At 71.5% G+C, this 20,736-nt stretch carries 17 protein-coding genes and 1 pseudogene; 4 read left to right on the plus strand and 14 right to left on the minus strand.

Going from position 1 to position 20,736, the window contains the following annotated elements; all coding sequences use genetic code 11:
* Positions 1-1,213: 1,213 nt before the first annotated feature.
* The 3 genes and pseudogenes from ACE7GA_RS25775 to ACE7GA_RS25785 form a co-directional block, all read right to left on the minus strand.
* The gene (locus ACE7GA_RS25775) at positions 1,214-3,490 is read right to left on the minus strand and encodes a xanthine dehydrogenase family protein molybdopterin-binding subunit (protein ID WP_376093567.1); all 2,277 of its coding nucleotides are present in this window, start codon (positions 3,488-3,490) and stop codon (positions 1,214-1,216) included.
* Positions 3,483-4,536 (minus strand): annotated as a pseudogene (locus ACE7GA_RS25780) (FAD binding domain-containing protein). The gene ACE7GA_RS25775 and the pseudogene ACE7GA_RS25780 overlap by 8 nt, the downstream one beginning before the upstream one ends.
* Positions 4,533-5,030: a (2Fe-2S)-binding protein gene (locus ACE7GA_RS25785; RefSeq protein WP_376093570.1), complete on the minus strand. Its 498-nt coding sequence runs from the start codon at positions 5,028-5,030 to the stop codon at positions 4,533-4,535. The pseudogene ACE7GA_RS25780 and the gene ACE7GA_RS25785 overlap by 4 nt, the downstream one beginning before the upstream one ends.
* A 195-nt stretch (positions 5,031-5,225) precedes the next feature.
* Here ACE7GA_RS25785 and ACE7GA_RS25790 point away from each other — a divergent pair, with 195 nt between their 5' ends.
* Positions 5,226-5,846, plus strand: a complete 621-nt coding sequence (locus ACE7GA_RS25790) for a TetR/AcrR family transcriptional regulator (RefSeq protein ID WP_376093573.1) — start codon at positions 5,226-5,228, stop codon at positions 5,844-5,846.
* Positions 5,847-6,111: 265 nt separating this feature from the next.
* Here ACE7GA_RS25790 and ACE7GA_RS25795 read toward each other — a convergent pair whose 3' ends face one another.
* Positions 6,112-6,576, minus strand: a complete 465-nt coding sequence (locus tag ACE7GA_RS25795) for a TspO/MBR family protein (protein WP_376093576.1) — start codon at positions 6,574-6,576, stop codon at positions 6,112-6,114.
* Positions 6,577-6,943: 367 nt separating this feature from the next.
* Here ACE7GA_RS25795 and ACE7GA_RS25800 point away from each other — a divergent pair, with 367 nt between their 5' ends.
* Positions 6,944-9,643, plus strand: coding sequence for an MHYT domain-containing protein (locus ACE7GA_RS25800; RefSeq protein ID WP_376093579.1), 2,700 nt, complete (start codon positions 6,944-6,946; stop codon positions 9,641-9,643).
* On the plus strand, positions 9,633-9,776 hold the full coding sequence (locus ACE7GA_RS25805; RefSeq protein ID WP_376093582.1) for a hypothetical protein: 144 nt from the start codon (positions 9,633-9,635) through the stop codon (positions 9,774-9,776). The genes ACE7GA_RS25800 and ACE7GA_RS25805 overlap by 11 nt, the downstream gene beginning before the upstream one ends.
* 302 nt (positions 9,777-10,078) lie before the next feature.
* Here ACE7GA_RS25805 and ACE7GA_RS25810 read toward each other — a convergent pair whose 3' ends face one another.
* The 10 genes from ACE7GA_RS25810 to ACE7GA_RS25855 are packed head-to-tail and all read right to left on the minus strand — an operon-like array spanning position 10,079 to position 19,815.
* The gene (locus tag ACE7GA_RS25810; protein ID WP_376093585.1) at positions 10,079-10,837 is read right to left on the minus strand and encodes an RraA family protein; all 759 of its coding nucleotides are present in this window, start codon (positions 10,835-10,837) and stop codon (positions 10,079-10,081) included.
* Positions 10,838-10,860: 23 nt separating this feature from the next.
* Positions 10,861-11,622: an SDR family NAD(P)-dependent oxidoreductase gene (locus ACE7GA_RS25815; protein ID WP_376093588.1), complete on the minus strand. Its 762-nt coding sequence runs from the start codon at positions 11,620-11,622 to the stop codon at positions 10,861-10,863.
* Positions 11,619-12,608: a mannonate dehydratase gene (locus ACE7GA_RS25820; protein ID WP_376093591.1), complete on the minus strand. Its 990-nt coding sequence runs from the start codon at positions 12,606-12,608 to the stop codon at positions 11,619-11,621. The genes ACE7GA_RS25815 and ACE7GA_RS25820 overlap by 4 nt, the downstream gene beginning before the upstream one ends.
* A 19-nt stretch (positions 12,609-12,627) precedes the next feature.
* Positions 12,628-13,593, minus strand: a complete 966-nt coding sequence (locus tag ACE7GA_RS25825; protein ID WP_376093594.1) for a Bug family tripartite tricarboxylate transporter substrate binding protein — start codon at positions 13,591-13,593, stop codon at positions 12,628-12,630.
* On the minus strand, positions 13,590-14,744 hold the full coding sequence (locus ACE7GA_RS25830) for an extracellular solute-binding protein (protein WP_376093597.1): 1,155 nt from the start codon (positions 14,742-14,744) through the stop codon (positions 13,590-13,592). Before ACE7GA_RS25830 ends, ACE7GA_RS25825 begins: the two co-directional genes overlap by 4 nt.
* Positions 14,741-15,805, minus strand: a complete 1,065-nt coding sequence (locus ACE7GA_RS25835; protein ID WP_376093600.1) for a mannonate dehydratase — start codon at positions 15,803-15,805, stop codon at positions 14,741-14,743. The genes ACE7GA_RS25830 and ACE7GA_RS25835 overlap by 4 nt, the downstream gene beginning before the upstream one ends.
* A complete protein-coding gene (locus ACE7GA_RS25840) occupies positions 15,802-16,767 on the minus strand; it encodes a Bug family tripartite tricarboxylate transporter substrate binding protein (protein WP_376093603.1) in 966 nt (321 codons plus the stop codon). Before ACE7GA_RS25840 ends, ACE7GA_RS25835 begins: the two co-directional genes overlap by 4 nt.
* 29 nt (positions 16,768-16,796) lie before the next feature.
* Positions 16,797-17,624 carry a carbohydrate ABC transporter permease gene (locus tag ACE7GA_RS25845; protein ID WP_376093606.1) on the minus strand — a complete coding sequence of 276 codons (828 nt, stop codon included), beginning with the start codon at positions 17,622-17,624 and terminating at the stop codon, positions 16,797-16,799.
* Complete coding sequence (locus ACE7GA_RS25850) at positions 17,621-18,559, minus strand: carbohydrate ABC transporter permease (RefSeq protein ID WP_376093609.1); 939 nt, start codon at positions 18,557-18,559, stop codon at positions 17,621-17,623. Before ACE7GA_RS25850 ends, ACE7GA_RS25845 begins: the two co-directional genes overlap by 4 nt.
* Positions 18,556-19,815 (minus strand): extracellular solute-binding protein, encoded by a 1,260-nt coding sequence (locus ACE7GA_RS25855; protein WP_376093612.1) that lies wholly within the window; start codon positions 19,813-19,815, stop codon positions 18,556-18,558. The genes ACE7GA_RS25850 and ACE7GA_RS25855 overlap by 4 nt, the downstream gene beginning before the upstream one ends.
* Before the next feature lie 64 nt (positions 19,816-19,879).
* Between ACE7GA_RS25855 and ACE7GA_RS25860 the strand changes: the two genes are divergently transcribed.
* Positions 19,880-20,671: an IclR family transcriptional regulator gene (locus ACE7GA_RS25860; RefSeq protein ID WP_376093615.1), complete on the plus strand. Its 792-nt coding sequence runs from the start codon at positions 19,880-19,882 to the stop codon at positions 20,669-20,671.
* Positions 20,672-20,736 lie beyond the last annotated feature (65 nt).

Below are 20,736 nucleotides of genomic sequence, written 5' to 3' on the forward strand. Positions count from 1 at the left end.
CAGGAGTGGCGTCCAGTCCCGCCTCGGCGCCGAGGTGACGGGATGCCCGCGGGATGTCGGGGTTGTTGGGCCCGGTCACTATCCGACTATACCGTTTGGGGACCTCGCCCCCGAATGCGTGGGGGCTCCGCCTCCACCCTTGCTTCCTTCAGCCCGGGCGCGGGCCGATCAGCGGACCGCTCCTTCGTCGCCTTTACGACCTTCGCCCCGGCCAAACCCGTGCGGACCTCGTGCACGAGAACGGCGAGCTGTTCCTGAACCTCGGCAGGGAATGCCAGCCCGATCCGCAGCAGCGGAGTCCGCAAGGGGATCGACAGGACGTTCGTCCGGCCGTGTCCACCATCGCACCGGCGACGGCCTCGGCAAAGGTGCGGCGTGAGGCCGCAGCCGCGGCAACGGCAGCGTGGGCTACGGTCCTCTCCCCAATAGCGTCGCGTCCAGCCGCAACCAGCTTGCGAGCTTCCAGGGAGGCCGCAAGATCATCAGCAAGGCACACGAGCGCGAGGGAGCTGAGAGACGTTCGCGCAAACGGCTGCCTCGGAGGCGGAATTGCAAGATTCACGTCCCGGTGATCGGGCCCAATTGGCGGCGGTCGAGGTCGCAGCCCCCGCCGGCGTGGAAGCGGCCAGTGGGTGCGGTCCGCGCCTCGGTCATGGTGACGGTACGGCCGGATTTGCCGATGGCCCGTTTCTCCGACCTCGAACCCACGGCCCTCCGGCATGCCCTCAACGCTACCCCCAATGACGGGCGCGATAGCGTGGCGCAGGGTAGGGCAGCCTGACTGAGAAGACGCGTCTGTGACGGGGCGTGAGAAGACCCAACTCGCCGATTTAGCGGCGAACTTGTGCCAGCCAGACACACCGAGGGACGTTCCCCACATCAGGGTTCGAACGCGTCCCTGGGCGCCACTCCCCCTCCGTGATACCGAGCCCGCCGCGATCAGCCGCGCTTTACCCGAGCACCGTCCCGGTCCTGCATCTGCCTAATCCGGCCCGTCGGGGCAGGGATCGTCGTGGGCGGTTGCGGTTCTCCGACGGCCATCGGCGCGGCGCGCCGGGCCCTCGACGCGTCCGGTCCGCCCTCGAGGCGGCTCCGCGAAGCGGCGGACGCGGTCGGAGGGCGGACGCATGATTCGACGTCCCGCCACGATCCGGCCGCTGCCCTCCCCCACGACGTCGCGTTCCGAACGCGGACGCGTGCGGCTGATCCGGCGTCAGCCGATTTGCGCGGGCCTGGCGGCCGGGGTGTCCCCGGTCGCGGCGAGCAGCTGCTCCGCCGCGATCGGGAAGCGGTGCGCGCGGACGCCGGTCGCGTGCCAGACAGCGTTCGCGACCGCGCCGGCCGTCCCCGTGATGCCGATCTCTCCAACGCCTTTGACGCCGAGGGCGTTCACGCGGGTGTCCTCCTCCTCGACGATGATCGCCTCGACCGACGGCACGTCGGCGTTCACGGGGACCCGGTACTCCGCCAGGTCGGCGTTCATGACGCGGCCCGTGCGCGGGTCGATCACCGCGCCTTCGTGGAGCGCGAAGGACAGGCCCCAGATCATGCCGCCGTAGTATTGACTGTGAACGAGGCGCGGATTGATGACCCTGCCTGCGGCGAAGGCGCCCACGAGGCGCGTGACACGGATCTGGCCGAGTTCCGGATCCACCTTCACCTCCGCGAAGACGGCGCCGTGTGCGTGCATGGCGTAGTGCTCCGCCGCGGCTGGGTCGGCAGCCGCGCTGCCTTCGCCCTCGATCTCGTCGCGCCCGGCACGGGCGAGGATCGCCGCGAAGGTCTCGCCCCGGCTCTCGTCGTCGCGGCGGAGCAGATGGCCCCCGCGCGCGACGACGCCGATGTTGCCGGACCCGAAGAGCGGGGAGCGCGGGTCGGAGGTCGCGATCTCCGCCAGGCGTGAGAGCGCCTGGGTTCCCGCGGCGTGGATCGCGCCGCCGGCCGTGGCCGTATGCGCCGATCCCCCGGCGATGCCCGCATCGGGCAGGCCGGAATGGCCGGAACGGAATTCCAGTTGCGCGAGGTCAAGCCCGAGGCTGTCCGCCGCGATCTGCGCGAGGGCGGTCCAGGCCCCCTGCCCCATGTCGTGCGCGCCGGTCTCGACGACGCCCGTGCCGTCCTGCCGGATCACGGCCCGCGCCGTCCCGTGGAACATCAGGGCGGGGAAGGTCGCGGTGCCCAGGCCCCAACCGACCAGCAGGCCATTCTCGTCGCGCATCTGCCGCGACGCGAGCGGACGGCCTGCCCATCCGAAGCGCGCCGCGCCCTGCGCGTAGCATTCCCGCAGCGCCTTGGAGGAGAAGGGCTTGCCGGAGATCGGCTCCACCTCCGCGTAGTTGCGCAGGCGGAATTCGAGCGGGTCCACGCCGCAGGCCGCGGCGAGTTCGTCGATCGCGCTCTCCAGGGCGATGCTTCCGCTCGCCTCGCCCGGCGCGCGCATGAAGCCCGGCGTTCCCGTGTCGATCCGCACGGCCTCGTAGGTCGTGGCGATGGCCGGTGCGGCGTAGAGCGTGTGGCTGACGCCGCCCGAGGGTTCGAGGAACTCGTCGAAGCGGCTCGTCGCCGTGCGGACGTGATGGTGAATCGCGGTCAGCGCGCCGTCCTCCGCCGCGCCGAGGCGCAGCCGCTGCCGCGTCGGCGCGCGGTGGCTGACGGGCCCGTACATCTGCGCGCGCGTGAGCACCAGTTTCACGGGCCGCCCGACCAGCCGCGCGGCGAGGATGCCGAGGACCTGGGGCCCGGTCAGGAGCTTCGACCCGAAGCCGCCGCCGAGGAAGGGGCTGCGGATCTCGATGCCCTCCTGGGGGATGCCGAACATGGCGGCGAGGCGCATCCGCGTCAGCGCCAGGCCCTGCGTCGGCATGTCGAGCGAGAGCCGGTCGCCGTCCCAGGCCGCGACGACGGAATGCGGCTCCATCGCGTTGTGGAACTGCGTCGGCGTCTCAAAGGTCGCGTCCACGCGCCGTGCGGCGGCGGAGAGGCCGGCCTCGACGTCGCCATGCCGCGTCTCGCCGGCGTCGCCGACGCCGACGATGTGGGGGATGTAGGCATCCTCCGCGTCCAGCGTCGCCTCGATCGCCTCGGCGTCGTAGCGCGGCGCGAGCAGCGCGGCGCCCTCCGTGGCGGCCTCCAACGTCTCGGCGATCACCACGGCGACGGGCTGCCCGGCGTAGCGCACGCGGTCGTCCTGGAGCAGGTCGAAGCGGTAGGAGAAGGGGACGGACTTGTCGTCGGGGTGCAGGGCGAGGGCCGGGCGGTTCTCCGGCGTCATCACCGCGACGACGCGGGGATGCGCGCGTGCCGCCGCGACGTCGAGGGCGGTGACCCGCCCCCGCGCGATGCGACCGACGGCGAGGACGGCGTGCAGCAGGCCCGCCGGGTGGTTGTCGGCGGCGAAGCGCGCGGCACCCGTCACCTTCAGCGCGCCGTCGCGACGCGTGAGGGGCTGGCCGATGCTGGAACCGTGGCGCATGCGGATGACGTCAGCCATGGAGACCTCCGGGGATCGGCGCGAAGGGGGATGCGGGAAGGGCGGGCAGCCGCTCCGGCGTGCCGGCGGCGGCGAGGGTCAGCGCCCGCACCGCGATGCGGCGCGCCAGTTCGATCTTGAAGGCGTTGTCGCCGGAAGGGCGCGCCTCCGCGAGGGCAATGTCGGCGGCGCGGCGGAAGGCGACGGCGTCCGGCGCGGCGCCGGCGAGCGCGGCCTCGGCCGCCTCCACCCGCCAGGGCTTCGCGGCGACCCCGCCGAGCGCCAGGCGTGCCTCGGCGATCCGACCACCCTCCATCCGCAGTGCGGCGGCGGCCGAGACCACGGCGAAGGCGTAGGACGTCCGCTCCCGCAGCTTCACGTAGCGGGCGTGGGCGGCGAAGCCGGCGGCCTCCGCGGGCAGGCGCAGCGCGACGACGAGGTCGCCGTGCCGGAGCACGCTTTCGCGCTCCGGCGTGTTGCCGGGGAGGAGGTGGAAGTCCTGCAACGGCACCTCGCGCCGGCCGCCCTGCCCCTCGATCTCGACGACGGCGCCGAGCGCGGCGAGGGGCACACAGAAGTCGGAGGGGTGGGTGGCGATGCAGGCGTCGCTCCAGCCCAGCACGGCGTGGTGGCGGTTCTCGCCGCCGATCGCGTCGCAGCCAGTGCCGGGCGCGCGCCGGTTGCAGGCGCTGGCGGTGTCCTGGAAGCGGGCAGCGCGTCCGTTGCAGCAGGTTGCCGCCGACGGTCGCGGCGTTCCGCAACTGGCCGGAGGCGCCGGCAAGCAGCGCTTCGGCGACGGCGGGGAAGCGTCGGCGGAATAGCGGATCGGCCGCGAGGTCCGCGTTGCGCACCCGCGCGCCGATGCGCACGCCACCATCCGGCCCGTGCTCGATCGCCTCCAGCCCCGGAAGGTAGTTCAGGTCGACGAGCCGCGCGGGGCGCGCGACGCCGATCTTCATGAGGTCCACGAGGTTCGTGCCAGCGGCGAGGTAGGCGCTGCCGGGTAGTGCGGCGGCCGCGACGGCCTCGGCGACGTCGCGGGGCCGGACGTAATCGAAGCGGTTCATGCAGCCTTCTCCCGCGCAGCGGCGGTCATCGTGCGCGTCGCCTCGACCACGGCCTCGGTGATGCCGCGATAGGCGGCGCACCGGCAGAGGTTCCCGCTCATGCCCTCCCGCACGCGCTCCGGATCGTCGCCGGCTTCGGCTTCGCCGATGAGGCCGACGGCGCTCATGATCTGGCCGGGGGTGCAGAAGCCGCACTGGAAGGCGTCGTGGGCAATGAAGGCGGCCTGCACGGGGTGCAGCGCGTCGCCCTCCGCCAGGCCTTCGATCGTCAGGATCTCCGCGCCGTCGTGGCTGAGCGCCAAGGCGAGGCAGGCGTTCACGCGGCGGCCGTCCAGCAGGACCGTGCACGCGCCGCACTGGCCGCGGTCGCAGCCCTTCTTCGTGCCGGTGAGGTGAAGGCGCTCCCGCAACAGGTCCAGCAGCGTGACGCGGGGGTCGTCCAGTTCGACCGCGTGGGGCACGCGGTTGATGATCAGGCGGACGGAGAGGCTCATGCGGAGGCTCCGATGCTGGCGATTCGGAATGCGGCGGCGGCGTCGCGGCTGCCAAGGAACCCCGGCCTCCGAAAACCGGCGGGGGCCTGGGGGGTTCGTATCGCGTCGCGGGCAGCTTATAAGCGGACAGTCCCTCCGCTTGCAAGATTAAACGGAGGGTTACTCCGTTAAACTTGAGGAGTGTTCCCTCCCCCGATGCCCGACCACGCCGCCACCCGGCCCCGAAGGACGCGCGCCGACGCCATCCGGAATCGCAACCGGTTGCTGGAGGCCGCGGCGGCCGTTTTCGGCCGCGGCGGGACGGGGGCGGGCCTCGATGCCGTGGCGCGGGAGGCGGGCGTCGGGATCGGGACGCTCTATCGCCACTTCCCGACCCGCGAGGCGCTCTACGAGGCGGTGTACCGGCGGGAGGTGGATCAGCTCGTCGAGCTGGCGGGTCAGCTCGCGACGGAGGGTGCGCCGATGCAGGCGCTGCGCCGCTGGTTCACGGCCCTGATGGGGATGGTCGCGACGAAAAAGGGGATGGGGGCGGCCCTGGCGCTCGCCGCCCACAGGCCGCCGGAACTCGCCGCCTATTCGGCCAGCCGGTTGCAGGAAGCGATCGGAATGCTGCTACGCCGCGCCGTGGAGGCAGGGGAAGTGCGGACGGACCTGGGGCCCGAGGATCTGCTGATGGCGGTGGTCGGCCTCTGCTACGTCCTGGACGGGCCGGGATGGCAGGCGCAGGCATTGCGGCTGCTCGACGTCTTCCTCGACGGACTGCGCCGCCGGGAAGGGTTGGCGGCCCCGTCCCACGCCGCGGGGGACGGAAGCTGATGGTCCTGCCGCAAGTCCGAGCCGCCCGGCTGAGATAGCCGGGGGCGACCGTCGCCCGGTCGGCGAGTCCAGCGCCATGGATGAGGTCCGTCACGCCGCAGCCGGCGGGCCACGCATCCCGCGCGCGACAACGCAGGACCGGCGCTGCCGATGTGGTTCCGTTCCCGCTGTAAGGCGCCGGGGCGTTCAGCACCCGGGACGCGTCGTCCGGCGCCGCGGCGGCTCCGGCGCGGTCCGGCCTGCCCCGCGGCTCAGGGCCCCGGCGTCAGGCGGGCCGCGCGCCGTTGAGCCGCCACATCGTGGCGTTCAGCGCACCGGCGAAGGTCGTCCAGGCGAGGTAGGGCACCAGCAGCCAGGCCGCGACGGCGCTGACCGGCGCGAACAGGACGATGCAGGCGACGATGGTGAGCCACATCGCCACGAGGTCGTAGAGGGCGAGGTCCGGGCGCCGGAGCCCGAAGAACAGCGCCGACCACGCGGCGTTCAGCGCGAGGTTCAGGGCATAGACGGCGATCGGCAGGCCGAAGCCGACCTGCCGCCAGACGAGCCATCCGCTGGCCGCGATCATGCAGAACAGCACGGCCCAGGCCGGCGCGAAGAGCCAGTTCGGCGGGCGCCAGCGGGGCTTCCGCAGGCCCTCGTACCAGGCGCCGGGCGTGAAGATCGCGCCGGACCCCGCGGTCACGAGGTTGGCCACGAAGAAGCCGGCGAGACCCAGCGGATCACTCATTCCCTCATCTCCCCTACCCCGGTCATCCTGGCCCGGAGGCCGCTCCTTCCCCCCCTACCACGGCCGTCAGTCGCCCGCTCACTCGCCGGCCGGACCTTCATCCCCCTTCGGCGATCAACTCCGGTACCTGATCGGAACGGATGTGTGCCGGGGCGTCATGTCAGATGGACAGGTTCGCACGGGAACGCTAGGTGGCCGGGGCGGCGTTTTGCCCAGCGGCACGCACCCGCGGGCAGGGGCCGTGGGCCCGGATCGCGGGCTTGGCCGGCGCGGTCACGATGACTCGCCCGTTTCCACCTGCGATCCCCGTCCGTGATATCGGCCTTGCGTCCAACCCACGCTTTCCCGAGCAAGACCGCCGCCCCGCATGCTTCTCACAGGTTCGCACGACACTACCCTCCTGGTCCTCTCCGTGCTGATCGCGATGGCGGCGTCCTTCACCGCGCTCGACCTCGCGAGCCGCGTGCGGGCGTCGAGCGGCTGGGGGCGAAGCGCATGGCTCGCGATGGCGGCCGTCGCGATGGGCGGCGGCATCTGGGCGATGCACTTCGTCGCGATGCTCGCCTTCAGCCTGCCGGGAATGGAGGTGGGATATGACCTCGGCCTGACGCTGCTTTCGCTTGCGGTCTCGGTCGGGGCCACCGGACTGAGCTTCGCGGTCGTCAGCCGCAACGACCGCTCACCGATCCTCGTCGCCGCCAGCGGGCTCTTCATGGGCCTGGCGATCGTCGCGATGCACTACATCGGGATGGCCGCCATGAAGATGGCGGCCGACATCAGCTATGCCGGCGCATGGGTCGGCGCCTCGGTTCTCATCGCGATCGGCGCTGCGACCGTCGCGGTCTGGCTCTCGACGCGGCGCAGCAGCCTGGCGACGCGCTTCGGCTCCGCCATCGTCATGGGCGTCGCGATCGCGGGCATGCACTATGCCAGCATGCACGGAGCCGCGTTCACCGCCCAGCAACATGCGGAGATGCGACACGGCGCGGGCAGTCTCACCCAGTTGACGCTTGCGGTCGCCGTCACGGCATCGACCTTCCTCATCCTCTTCCTCACCCTCGCCGCGGCCCTGGTGGACCGGCGCTTCGCCGAGTTCTCGGAGCGGGAGGCGGCGACGCTGCGCCGGAGCGAGGAGCGCTTCCGCACCCTCTATCAACTCACGCCGCTGCCCCTGCACTCGCTCGACGGCGAGAGACGGGTCGAGAACGTCACCGACGCGTGGCTCGACCTGTTGGGCTACCCGCGGGAGGAGGTACTCGGCAGACCCCTCATCGACTTCATGACCGAGGGATCCGCCGGCCGGTTCCTGGCGCTCGACTGGCCAAGGCTCCTCCGCGATGGCCAGCTGCACGACATCGAGTATCAGTTCCGGACCAAGCGCGGCGAGGTCGTCGATGTCCTCGCGTCAGCCCGTGCCGAGGGACGACTGGCGGGCGGAACCGAGCGCATCCTGGGTGGGCTGACCGACATCACCGAGCGCAAGCGGGCGGAACTGCGGCTCCAGGCGCTGAACGAGCGCCTGGAGGAGGAGGTGTCCAAGCGGACGGCCGATCGAAACCTTCTCTGGCGCCTTTCCTCGGACATCATGCTCGTCGCCGACCCTGACGGGCTAGTGGCCGCGGTCAACCCTGCCTGGACCTCGGTGCTGGGCTGGGGGGAGGACGACGTCGTCGGACGTGTCGTCCTCGACTTCTTCCACCCGGACGACATCGGGATGGCCAGGTCGCGCCTCGCGGCGCTCAGGGGCGGTGCGTCGCTCGTGACGGTGGACATCAGGTGCCCGCACAAGGACGGTGGCTGGCGTTGCATCAACTGGTCGGCCGCCATCGGCGACGGGATGATCAGCGCGGTGGGCCGCGACGTCACCGCGGAACGCGAGCAGGCCCGGGCGCTCCGGATCGCCGAGGAGGCACTTCGCCGGAGCCAGAAGATGGAGGCGATCGGGCAGCTGACAGGCGGCGTCGCGCACGACTTCAATAACCTGCTGACGGTGATCCTCGGCAGCGCCGAGGAGCTGGTGGAGACGCTGGACCGGTCCGACGAAGCGCGGGCGCTGGCCGAGACGTGCCTCAAGGCGGCGGAGCGCGGAACCGCGCTGACCAGCCGCCTCCTCGCGTTCGGGCGGCGACAGACGCTCGAGCCGCAGGTTGTTCGGGTCGGCGCCGTGCTCTCCGGCGTGAGGGAGATGCTCGATCGCACGCTAGGCGAGCAGATCGAGCTGCGCCTCGACTGCCCGCCCGATCTTCGCCGCGTGATGGTCGATGCCGCGCAGCTCGAGGATGCGTTGCTCAACCTGTGCATCAACGCCCGTGACGCGATGCCGGCGGGCGGCGTGCTGACGATCGCGGCCGCGAACCTCACGGTCGCGCACGGCGCCCGCTCCGAGCCGGGCACGCCCCCTGGTACCTACGTCGTGCTGACCGTCTCCGACACCGGCACGGGAATGTCGAAGGAGGTCCTAGGCCGTGCCTTCGAACCGTTCTTCACGACGAAGGAGGTCGGGCAGGGAAGCGGCCTGGGTCTCAGCATGGTCTATGGCTTCGTCACCCAGTCCGGTGGCCACGCCGAGATCACGTCCAGGCCCGGCGAAGGTACGAGCGTCCGGATGATGTTCCCCGTGGCGGACCCTGCCGAAGGAGGCGATCCAGCCGCCGGAGGGGTTCCGTCCGAGGGCGCTCGGGACGCGTCGCCCTCGAAGCGCGGCGCGCGCGTGCTCGTGGTGGAGGACGACGAGATGGTGCGACGGCATGCCGCGTCGCTCCTGCGCGGGCTGGGCTACCAGATCACGTTGGCGGCGGACGCGGCAGAAGCCATGGCGTTGCTGGGGACCGGTGCACCCTACGACCTGCTCTTCTCCGACGTCGTGATGCCGGGCGAGATGAACGGCTTCGAGCTCGCGGAGGCGGCGCGGGGGATGCGGCCCAACATCGGGGTGCTGCTCACCTCCGGTTACGCGGAGGCCGCTGCACGGGAGAGTTCGACCGGCGTCGCGACGCCGATCCTCAAGAAGCCCTATCGACGGCGCGAGCTCGCCGAGAGGGTGCAAGCCGCCCTGGATGCGGGATGACGCATCGCCGGACGGGACGCAGTCGAACTCGGCCGAGGTGATCCGCACCATCAACGCGGCCATCCGCGCGCGATCCGACATCGTCATCCGGAACTCCGTCGCGCCGTCAATTGGAAGGACGCCCGGCGCGTAACGAGGAACCGGTGCAACCTCGGGGCCGTGGAGTCGAAGAGGTGACCTGGCGGCGGCCGACCTGGCCAGGGATGGAGTATGCACTCTCGTTGGAGGTGCCGTCCCTCCTCCCCCACCTGACCAAGGGGCGCATCGACGCAGCGATCGGCCACGCGCCACGAGACGCTGATGGGAACGCCGTCATGGACGCGACCCTGCTGCACCTCCCGGCAAGCGCAAGCCGACCGTAGCGCGAGCGGATCGCCGTCCCGCCAAGGCCTGCCGGCATGCCGTCACCGAACGGCGAAGCGTTACCTGGGCGATTCAGAAGTAGCCGCCCTTCTCAGTGATCTGCTTCGGCGTCTCGCCCTCCGCGACCCACTGGAAGATCTGCTTCTCGTTGCCGAGGATTTCCTCCGCGCGCTCCAGCACGGCCATGGCGATCGGGCGGGGCACGACGATCACGCCGTCGATATCGCCCACGACGATATCGCCCGGACGGATCCAGACCGTCCCGATCCGGATCGGCACCTGATAATGCGAGATGAGGCAGCGGCCGAGCGAGCCGTTGGGGGAGCGATAGCGGTAGAAGACCGGGAAGTCCTTCTGCAGGATCTGCGCGGTGTCGCGGATGCCGCCGTCGATCATCGCGGCGCGCACGCCCATCCCGACGGCGGTCGCGGTCATCACGCCGCCCCAGGCCGTGGATTCCGTGTCGCCCGACGTGTCCCAGACCATGAAGGCGTCGCGGGGGATCTGCTCCAGCATTCCCGTGCGGAACGTCAGTTCCCCCGTCACCTTTGTGTTCGGCGCGCTCTTCACCGTGAAGGCGAAGCCCGCGACGGTGCGCTCGGGGCGGAGGATCTGGAGCGAACCGGGGATCGCCTGGTCCATCAGCGCGTGCTCCCGCAGCACGTCGGAGATCGCGCCGGTGTAGAGGCGCTCGTAGCGGACGAGCATTTCCTCGTCCGAGATCGGCAGGGGCACGATCTCATGCGTCTCGCGTTCGGCGATAAGCTTCTCGAGCCGCATCATCGCGGCCTCGCGTTGCAGGGCCTTCGTGTCGGTCGGGGCGTCGGGCATCGGGTCCGTCCTTCGGTGCGGGATCAGAGGGCCATGCCGCCGTCTACGGGGATGTCGGCCCCGGTGACGTAGGCGGCGGCGTTGGAACAGAGGAACAGGGCGGCGCCGGCGCAGTCCTCCGCGGTGCCGAACCGGCCCGCGGGGATACGCGACAGGGCACGGGCGCGGTATTCGGCGTCGGCAAGGGCGGCCGCGTTGCGTGGCGTATCGATCGCGCCGGGCGAGATGAGGTTCGCCGTCACGCCTCGCGCGGCGACCTGCTTGCCAAGGTTGCGGAGGGTGTTTCCGAGCGCCGCCTTCAGTCCGGCATAGACCATCATGCGCGGATGCGGCCGCAGCGCCTGGACGGACGACACGCCGAGGACGCGCCCCCAGCCCCGTTCGGCCATGCCCGGCACGACAGCCTGGGTCAGCGTCAGCGTCTCCCGCAGGTTCACCGCCCATTGCCGGTCCATGTCGTCGGGATCGGCGATGTCCCAGTCCGCCTCGATCTGGATGGCGGCGCAGAGGACGAGGATGTCGGGCGGGCCGAGGGCCTCCCGGGCAAGGGCGGCGAGGCGGGCGCCGGAGCCGGACGGGCCGAGGTCGAACGGGATCGCGACCGCGCCGGGCATGCCGGCCGCGAGGATGCGGGTCTCCTCCGCATGGGCCTCGATCGCATTGACCGCGACGCGCGCGCCGGCACCCGCCAGGGCCGTCGCGATCGCCGCGCCGATCCCGCGGCTCGCCCCGGTGACGAGGGCGATGCGGCCGTCGAGACGCCAGGGGCCCACGGGCGCGCTCACCCGAGGCCGTGGCAACGCATGAGGCCGCGCATCCATCCCACCGTGTAGACCATGCCCGTCGCCTCGTAGCCCACGGATATTCCGCCGCCCGTCGCCGGCAGCACGCCGGCCTGGTCACCCGCCATGGTCGGCGCGTGGTCCGGCCGGATCGGCACGTCCAGGCCCGCAGCCGCGTAGGCCCTGAAGAGGGCGGGCATGTCCGTGCCGCCTTCGTCCGGGAAGGTCTCCTCGAACCCGTCAGCCGTGCGGCGGAGGTCGCGGACATGAATGAAGCGGATGTGCGGGGCGAGGCGGGGCACGAGGCCCACTACGTCCTCGCCCGCGGCGGCGAGAGAGCCCGCGCAGAACGTGATGCCGAGCGCGGGCGACGGCACGATCCCGCAGGCCTGCTCGAGCGCTGCCGCGCTCGTCAGGACACGGCCGACACCGCGGAGCGAGGACACCGGCGGGTCGTCCGGGTGCAGGGCGATGGTGACGCCCGCGCGTTCAGCGACGGGGACGGCCGCGCGCAGGAAGCGCGTCAGGTTCTCCCAGATCGTCTCCTGCGGCACGGCTTCCGCAACGACCGGCGTCAGGCGCGCGGCATCCGCGGCGCTAAAGCGGGACACGCGGGCACCGCCCCTCCCCTCCCCGTTGCTCTCCGTGCGGAACCAGCCGACGCCCGCCATGAAGTTCTGGCAGATCAGCGTGATCCCGAGCCGGCCGGCCTCCTCGATCATCGCGGCGTAATGCGCGAGGTCGTCCTCCGCTCCGGGCAGGCCGAGCTTGATGCGGGACAGGTCGAACTGGTCTCCCTCCAGGCCTATCAGGTCGAAGCCGGCCGCGGCGAAACGCCGCTGCGCGCACTCCAGCACCCCGGCCTCGTAGGGCGGCGCCTCGCCGGTGAGTTCGGGCGCGCATTTCGTGATTGCCGCGCTGACGCCCATCTGAAGTGCCAGGTCCCAACGGCGGTCGGGATGCGGCGGAAGCAACATGGCCAGCCTCATGCCGTGCGGCCCCCCACGCTCATTCCGCCGTGGCGCCTGAGGCACGGACAGCGCCCGCCCAACGCGCGGACTCCGCCCGAACGAAGGCGGCGAAGGCCTCGCGGCCAGTGCCCTGCGGGACGGCCCCGCCCTCCGAGACACGACGGGCGATCTCCGGATCGCGGGCGCTCGACGCGATGGTGTCGGCGAGGCGGTCCAGCGTGGCCGCCGGCGTCCGGGACGGCGCGACGAAACCGAGCCAGGACGTGGCCTCGAAGCCCGGATAGGTCTCGGCAACCGTGGGAACTTCCGGCGCCTGCACGAGGCGGTCGGGCGTGGTCACGGCGATCGCGCGCAGCGTTCCCTCCCGCGCGAATTGCAGGCCCGTGACCACAACGTCCACCATCATCGGCACGCGCCCGGCCTGGACGTCCGCGATCGCGCCGGCGGTGCCGCGATACGGCACGTGGGAGAGCGTCACGCCCGCGACCTGCGCCAGCAACTCCCCCGCGAGGTGCTGGCTCGTCCCGACTCCGCCGGACGCGAAGGCCGTGCCCGGGTTCGCGCGCAGCCAGGCGACGAGCTCCGGCAGGGACCGCGCGGGCACCGCGGGATGGACCAGCACCATGTTCGGGTTCACGGCGAAGAGCGACAGGGGCGCGAGGTCGCGATCCGGATCGAAGGGCAGGCTGCGATACAGGTGCCGGTTGATCGCGAGACCCGAAACCGTCGCGACCCCGACCGTGTGCCCATCCGGCGCGGCCTTGGCGACGAGGTCGAGCGTCAGGTTGCCGCCCGCGCCGGGGCGCGGGTCCACGACCCAGGGCTGGCCCAGCGCCTTCTCGGCATATGACGCGACCAAGCGTGCCATGAGGTCGCTCACGCCGCCGGGCGGGAAGGGCACGACCAGCCGCACCGGGCGCGACGGTGCCCAGGGTGCCTGTGCGCCCGCACGGCCTGCCGAAAGCGCCGGCAAGGCCAGGCCGAGGGTGCGACGCGCGATCATGCCGCTTCCTCCATCCGACGCGGCAGCGCGTCCCACGCCGCCGCGGCCTCCCGCAACGCGACGGCCGGATCCTCGCCGTGCCAGACGGCCCGGTGGAGTCGGCGCGACGCCGTGTTCTGCAGATCGTGGAAGCCCGGCCGGTTCGGCCTGACATAGGGGTGCTCGGCGCTGTCGCGCAGGTTCTGGAAGAAGCGGAGCAGCGGCTCCGCGTGACGCGTGTCTTTCCAAGCGGCCCGCGACGCCGGCTGCCCCGCGAAGGTGACGTAGAGCCCGTTCTGGACGGCCTCGGAAGTCAGCCATGCCGCGTGCCGCGCCGCCTTGTCCGGGTGCCGGCTGCGGGCCGAGACGCCGATCCCCGATCCGCCGAGGATTGCGCCGTGGCCGTGCCCCACGCCGCCCGGAAGTGGGTGGAAGGCGATCCGGCAGGGCGCGTATCCTGCCAGGCTGTAGGTCGAGTAGGCGTAGGTCAGCGGGACGTAGGCGATCTCCTCCGTGCAGGCCATCCGGTTCAGCAGCGCGACCGGGTAGGCCTCCGCGCACCAATCGGGAACGAGGCGGGCGAGCGCCGCGAGGTCGGCGAGCGCCGCGGCCGCGACGTCCATGTGGAAGGCGGGACCGCTCGACGGGAAGGCCGGTTCGCCGCGGTTCGCGCAGAGGCTGAGCCAAGCCCCCCATATCCCGGTCGGCCGCATGGGCATCGCCACCACACCGCGCCGCGCGAGAGAGAGCACGCCGTCCCAATCGGCTGGCACCTCCGCGCCGAGCCGCTCCATCAGGTCCGGCCGAACGGCCGCGGCATGCGTCGCCACGTCCAGCGCGAGCGCGGCCTGCCGGCCACGATGCCGGAACGCGTCGTGCAGCGGGCCGATCGTTCCCTCGCGGCGCGCTTCCAGCGTGGCGGGATCGAGCAGATCCTCCAGCGGCAGCACCCAACCCGCCTCGAGCGCCTCGCCGGCAAAGGGGTAGTCGAAGACGAGGAGGTCGTTGTCGTCGAGCAGCCGCCCCAACGGCTCCTCCCCGAAGGACCAGAGGGAGCGGGCCGTCCAGGTCACCCGCTCCTCCGGGTGGAAGTCCTCCCACACGCGCCCAAGGGCGGCGAGGGGGCCGAAGCCGCGCGTGTGCGCCCAGGTGGTGCCGCGAAGCTCGATCACGCCGCCACCCGCGCGGCGCGCACCGCGGCGATCGTCGCGCGGAGGTAGCCGATCGTGAAGGCGCGCGCGGCGAAGCCGCCCATCGGGTGATGGTAGGGCGTCCTGCTGGAGGACAAAGCCGTCCGCCACTCCACGTCCATCTCGATCTGCGGCACGTGGCCTGGGATCATGACGCCGTTGAAGCCGACCTCGTCGAGGGCCCGGACGAGTTCCAGCGGGTCATAGTCCGCGTCGTCCACGAAGCTTTCCGTGAAGGCCGGGACCGTTCCGCGCGTCGCCTGGAAGTGGAGGTAGAGGAGCTTGCCGGCCGGCCCGAAATGCCGGATCGCCGCGACGAGATCCTCCCCCATCGCGCCCCAGTTGCCGAGGCAGAAGGTAAGGCCGTGCGCCTCGCTCGACTCGATCGCCATGGCGCGCTCCATCGCCGCGCGGGAGCGCATGAGGCAGGGCAGCCCGCCGAGCCGCTCGACCGGCGGGTCGTTCGGATGGATCGCGAGCTTCACGCCCTCGGTCTCGGCGGCCGGGAGGACGCGGCGGATGAACCAGGCGTAGTTGTCCCAGAGCTCCTCCTCCGAATACTCCCGGCCCGCGATGAGCGGCGCGTCGCGCATCAGTTCGAGGTCAAAGGCCGTCGCCCTCGCCCCGCCGCGCACGGGGTTTGCGTAGGTGGACCGCCACACGCCGTTGACCATCCAGTTGTAGCCCAGCACGGGGATCCCGGCCCGCCCGACCGCCTGGATGATGCGCTTATAGCCCTCGACCTGCTCCTCGCGCCCATCGAGACCGAGGATGATGCGGTCGTAGAAGTGGGCGGATACGCTCTCGACCGCGAAGAGCCGCAGCCCATGCGCCTCGCAGCGGGAACGCACCGACAGAAGTTCGCGGAAGGAGAGCGACGCGACGTCGGGAAAGGTCGTCGCCCAGAGGATCGTGTCGTCCACACCGATCTGCTTCATGAAGCGCAGCCGGTCGTCCGTCGGCGGCCAGAAGGTCGCCATGGCCGTCCGCATGGGCAGCGCGGACCAGTCGTGCCGCGCCGGGATGGGCTGGATCGCCGTCACGACGGGCGAAGCCCGATCGCCCGGATCAATTGGCCCCAACGGTCGAGTTCGCCGAGGTAGTAGGACTGTGCGTCCGCGACGCTCGCGGAGGGTGCAGGCTCGACCCCGGCGCGGAGAAGGCCCTCGCGGACCGATGCGGTCCCGACCGCGCCGACGACCGCTCTGAACAGCGTCTCCAGGGCCGGCGATGGCGTGTCGGGCCGTGCCATGACGCCATGCCAGGACCGGAAGTCCACCTCCGGCCCGAAGCCCAGCTCGCGCGTCGTCGGCACGTCCGGGAACATGGCGATGCGGCTGTCCTGCATGACGGCAAGCACCCGCATGGCACCGCCCGAGACCTGACCCGGGAGCGTATTGTCCACCGGGGTGACGGTGCCGTGCAGCGTGCCGGCCAGCATCGCCTGGTACACCGGGCCCGAGCCGGTATAGGGCACCATGAGCGGTACGAAGCCCGCAGCACGGGCGAGCAGCTGCGCCGCGAGGAAGCCGGATGTCCCCGCCCCGCCATGGCCTAGCGTGATGCCCTCCCGGTTGGCACGGCCGTAGGCGATCAGCTCCGGCAGCGTCGAGAAGGGTGCGCGGGTGGAGACGACGACGGCGACCGGCACGGTGCTGATCCGCGACACGATCTGGATGTCCCTGACCGGGTCGTAGCCGACATTCATCAGGTGCGGATTGGTGCCGAGGGTGATCGCCGCGAAGCCGATCGTGTGACCATCGGCCGGCTGGCGCAGGACCTGCTGCATCGCGATGTTTCCGGACGCGCCGGGACGGCTGTCCACGATGACCGGCTGCCCGAGCCGCGGCTCCATCTCGCGCGCGACGAGCCGGGCCACGAGGTCGATCGTGCTTCCCGGCGCGAAGCCGTTGACGAAGCTGACGGGCTTCGACGGGGACCAGGCGGGCTGGGCCCGCAGCGCGGGTGCGGCCAAGGTCGCGGCCAGGATCGTACGGCGTCGCATCGCGGTCCTCCTTCTGTCCGTCGTCGTGCTCATCCCTTGACCGCCCCCGCGGTCATGCCGGCCGCAATGTGCCGCTGCAGCGCGAAGGTCGCGATCAGCACGGGGGCGAGCGCGATGGTGGAAGCCGCCATGATCTGGGGCCATTCGATTCCCGTGTCGCCGACGAACTCGGCGATGACGGTCGGGAGCGTTCGGGCCTCGCGGCTGGTCAGCGTCAGCGCGAAGAGGAACTCGTTCCAGGCACCGACGAAGACGAAGACCGCGGTCGCCGCGAGACCCGGGGCCATGAGAGGCAGGATGACGCGCGTCACGGCCTGCAGGCGCGTGGCGCCATCCACCATCGCGGACTGCTCCAGCTCCTCTGGCACCGCGTCGAAGTAGCCCTTCAGCATCCAGACGGCGAGCGGCAGGTTCAGTGCGGCATAGGCCAGGACGAGGGTCGGCGTGCGGTCGTGGACGCCGAGCCAGGTCGCAGTGAGAAAGAAGGGCGTGACGAGCGCAACCGGCGGGAAGAGCCGGGTCACGAGCATCCCGTAGAGGATCGCGCGGTCGCCGCGGAACTTGAACCGCGATAGCGCATAGGCCGCCATCAATGCCAGCGGCAGGCTGATCGCGAGCGTTCCCGCCCCGGTCACGAGCGAGTTGAGGAACCCGCGCGAGAAGCCGCCCTTGGCCCAGACCGCCGCGTAGGCCTCGAAGGTCGGGACGAAGATCCAGGCCGGTGGGAGAGCAAGCGCGTCGCGCTGCGTCTTGAGCGAGACGATGACCATCCAGGCGATCGGGAAGAGCGTGAGGCTGGCCGCCGCGGCCGCGCCGACGGTCAGCGCGACCCGGGACCAGGGGAGAGCCCGCGTCACGACTCCCCCCGGTGGTAGAGGAAGCGGATCAGCAGCCAGGCTAAGCCCGCCGTGATTGCCAGCAGCAGGATCGAGAGGGCGCCGGCGCGCGACACGTCGAAGACCTCGAAGGCCGCGCGGTAGAGGAGGATGGAGATGGTCTCCGTCGCGCCGTTCGGCCCGCCGCGCGTGAGAACCCAGACCTCGTCGAAGAGGCGGACGGCGAAGACGATGCGGAACAGCAGTGCGACGAGGATGGCCGGCTTCAGCAAGGGCAGCGTCACGTGCCAGAGGCGCTGGCGGAGGTTCGCCCCATCCACCTTCGCCGCCTCGAACGGCTCGGCCGGCAGCATCTGCAGGGCGCCGAGGAGCACGAGGAAGACGAACGAGGTGTTGTGCCAGACCTCTACCGTCAGGATCGCAACGAAGGCGGTCCAGGGCCCGGCCAGCCAGACGACCGGACCGATCCCGACCTGCCCCAGCGCGTGGTTGATGATCCCGAACTCCCCGTGCCACATCAGCCGGAAGACGAGCGCGACGACAAGCGGCGTCGCCATGATCGGGGCGACGAGGAGCGTGCGGATCAGTCGGCGCCCCGGGATCGCCTCGTTCGCGACGAGGGCGAGGGTGAGCCCGATCGTGAATTCCAGCGCGACGGCGCAGACCGTGAACAGCAGCGTAACGCGCAGCGCCGTCCAGAACTGCGGGTCGGCGAGAACCGCCGCGAAGGCGCCAGCGCCTACGAAGGCGCGCGGCGCATCGTCCTCGAGCAGGTTCCAGGCGTGCAGGCTCGCGAAGACATTGAACAGCACGGGGTAGAGCACCGCGACGGCCAGCAGCAGCAGCGCCGGCGCGGCGAGCAGGTAGGGCAACGCCGAACGGCGCCAGGCCGCCGCACGACCCGTTGCGGCCGGGGCGGCGTCGCCCGCGATCGCGGCGGATTGCGCGAGGCTCACGCGAGCAGCCTGTTGACCTCGCCCTCCGCCGCGGCGAGGGCGTCGCGCGCGGAGGCCGTGCCGGCGAGCGCCGCGCCGAGATGCCGCGACAGCGCGTCATAGACCCGGGGCAGTTGCGGCACGTTCGGCATGATCTTCGCGTGCGGCAGCGCCTCGCCCAGGGCCGCCGCGATCGGGACCGCCGCGACGAATTCCGGATCCCGCACGACGGAGAGGCGGGAGACCGGGTTTCCCTTCTCGATCGCCATCCACTTCTGCTGCGGCGCATCGGTCAGGAAGCGGATGAACTCCCAGGCCATCTCCTTCTTGGCCGAGGCCCGGTTGACCGACATGGCCCAGCCCCGCGCGGGGTAAGCGGGGGAGACGCCGTCGTCCCGCATCGGCGCGGCATAGGCGATGGTGTCGGCGACGGTGGAGCTCCGCCGATCCGCGAAGCGGGGCCAGTAGGCGGAGAACAGGACGCTCATTGCCGCGCGGCCTTGTGCGACGGCGTTGATCGCGTCGTCGAAGCCGTAGCCTACGGCGCCCGCGTTCACGCTGCCGTCGGTTATGAGGCGCCGTCGTGCCTCCAGCGCCTTCACGCCGCCTGGCGAGTTGAATGCCGCCCGCTTCCAGTCGGGCGCCGCGAGCAGGTCGGCGCCCAGCGGCGCTGCCATTTCATACCAGTCGAGCACGCCGGCCTGACCGGAGAGGCCCTGGTACACCGCGCCCGATATCCCACCCCGGGTCAGCTCCTTCGCGGCGGCGACGAAGGCCTCGAGCGTCCGGGGGACCGGCAGCCCCGCCGCGCGGAGCAGGTCCGCCCGGTAGTAGAGCAGCGACACCGAGACCCGCTGCGGGATGCCGAGGATCGGCCCGTCCGGCGTCTGCGGCACGCGGAACTGCTGCACCATGCCCGGCGAGAAGTCGTCCATCCCGCCGGCCGGCGGCGCAGCGCGGATCAGCGGATCCAGCGGCTCGCAGAAGCGGGCGAGGCTCGTCGTCCAGAAGGCATCCGCCACGCTCAGCACGTCGAAAGCCGCGCTGCGGGCGATCAGCTCCTGCTGGATGCGCTGCCCGAGGACCTCGGTCGGGAAGGTCACGGGCTCGACGCGGATGCCGGTCGCCGCCTCGAAGCGGCGCAGCAGCTCGCCGTCGCCGGTCGCCTGCAGGATGACGGGATGAGTCACCCAGGAGAGCGTCCTGGCCTGGGCTTTGGGCACGGCAGGTGCGGCGAGCGAGGCCGCGGCGCCAAGAAGGATCGCTCGGCGATGCATGATTATCCCTCCCATGTCAGTTATTATTTGAACTGTTTGTTGGTATCTGAATAATCTAGCGCCCATGCCGTCAGCCACGTCAACCGAAATCGCCACCACGCACCGCATTCCCGCGGTGGACCGTGCCGTCGACGTCCTGGACGCCCTGGCCGCGGGTGCGGCCGGCATCCGGGAGCTTGCCGCCCAGCTCGGGATCCCTCGCTCGACGGTGTATCGGGTGCTGAATTCGCTCGAGGCGCGCAGCGTCGTCGTGCGCGGCGCGGACAACGCCTACCGCCTCGGTCCGCACCTTCTTCGGCTCGCCCGTGCCGTGCCGATCGGCTTCGACCTGGTCGGCGCCGCAAGGCCCGTGATGGAGGCGCTCGCCGCGGAGCAGCGGTGCACCGTGAAGCTTTCCGTTCTCGACGGTGCCGACGCGCTCGTCGTCGCGACGGTGGAGAGTCCCGAGAGCTATTCGGTGACGACGCAGGTCGGCCGGCGCTTCCCGCTGCACGCCGGTGCGGCAAGCAAGGTCCTTGCCGCGCTCGGGCCGCCCGACGCGCGGGAGCGGGCTCTCGCAGGCCCACTGACCGCCGTGACGGCAGCCACGATCACCGATCCTGCCGTCCTTCGTTCGGAGCTGGACGAGGTGGCCGCCCGCGGCTGGGCCGAGGATCGCGGCGAGTTCGCGGACGGCGTCAGGGCCGTGGCAGCGCCGATCCTCGGACCGGATGGCCGGATCGCCGCGGCGCTGAGCGTCCCCTACCTGATGGCCACGCCGAAGGCGCGCGCGGACGGGATCAGGAAAGCCGTCGTCGGGGCCGCCGCCGTTCTCTCGAACAGCATCGGCGGTCCGGCAAGCGCGACGGGCAGGTGATGGGCTGGCCCATGCGCGCGTCGGAGCACGGGATGACCTTCACGCAACGTCCGGTCGGGAGATTG

Source organism: Roseomonas sp. CCTCC AB2023176, assembly GCF_042259275.1.
In the GTDB taxonomy this organism is placed as follows: Bacteria; Pseudomonadota; Alphaproteobacteria; order Acetobacterales; family Acetobacteraceae; genus Roseomonas.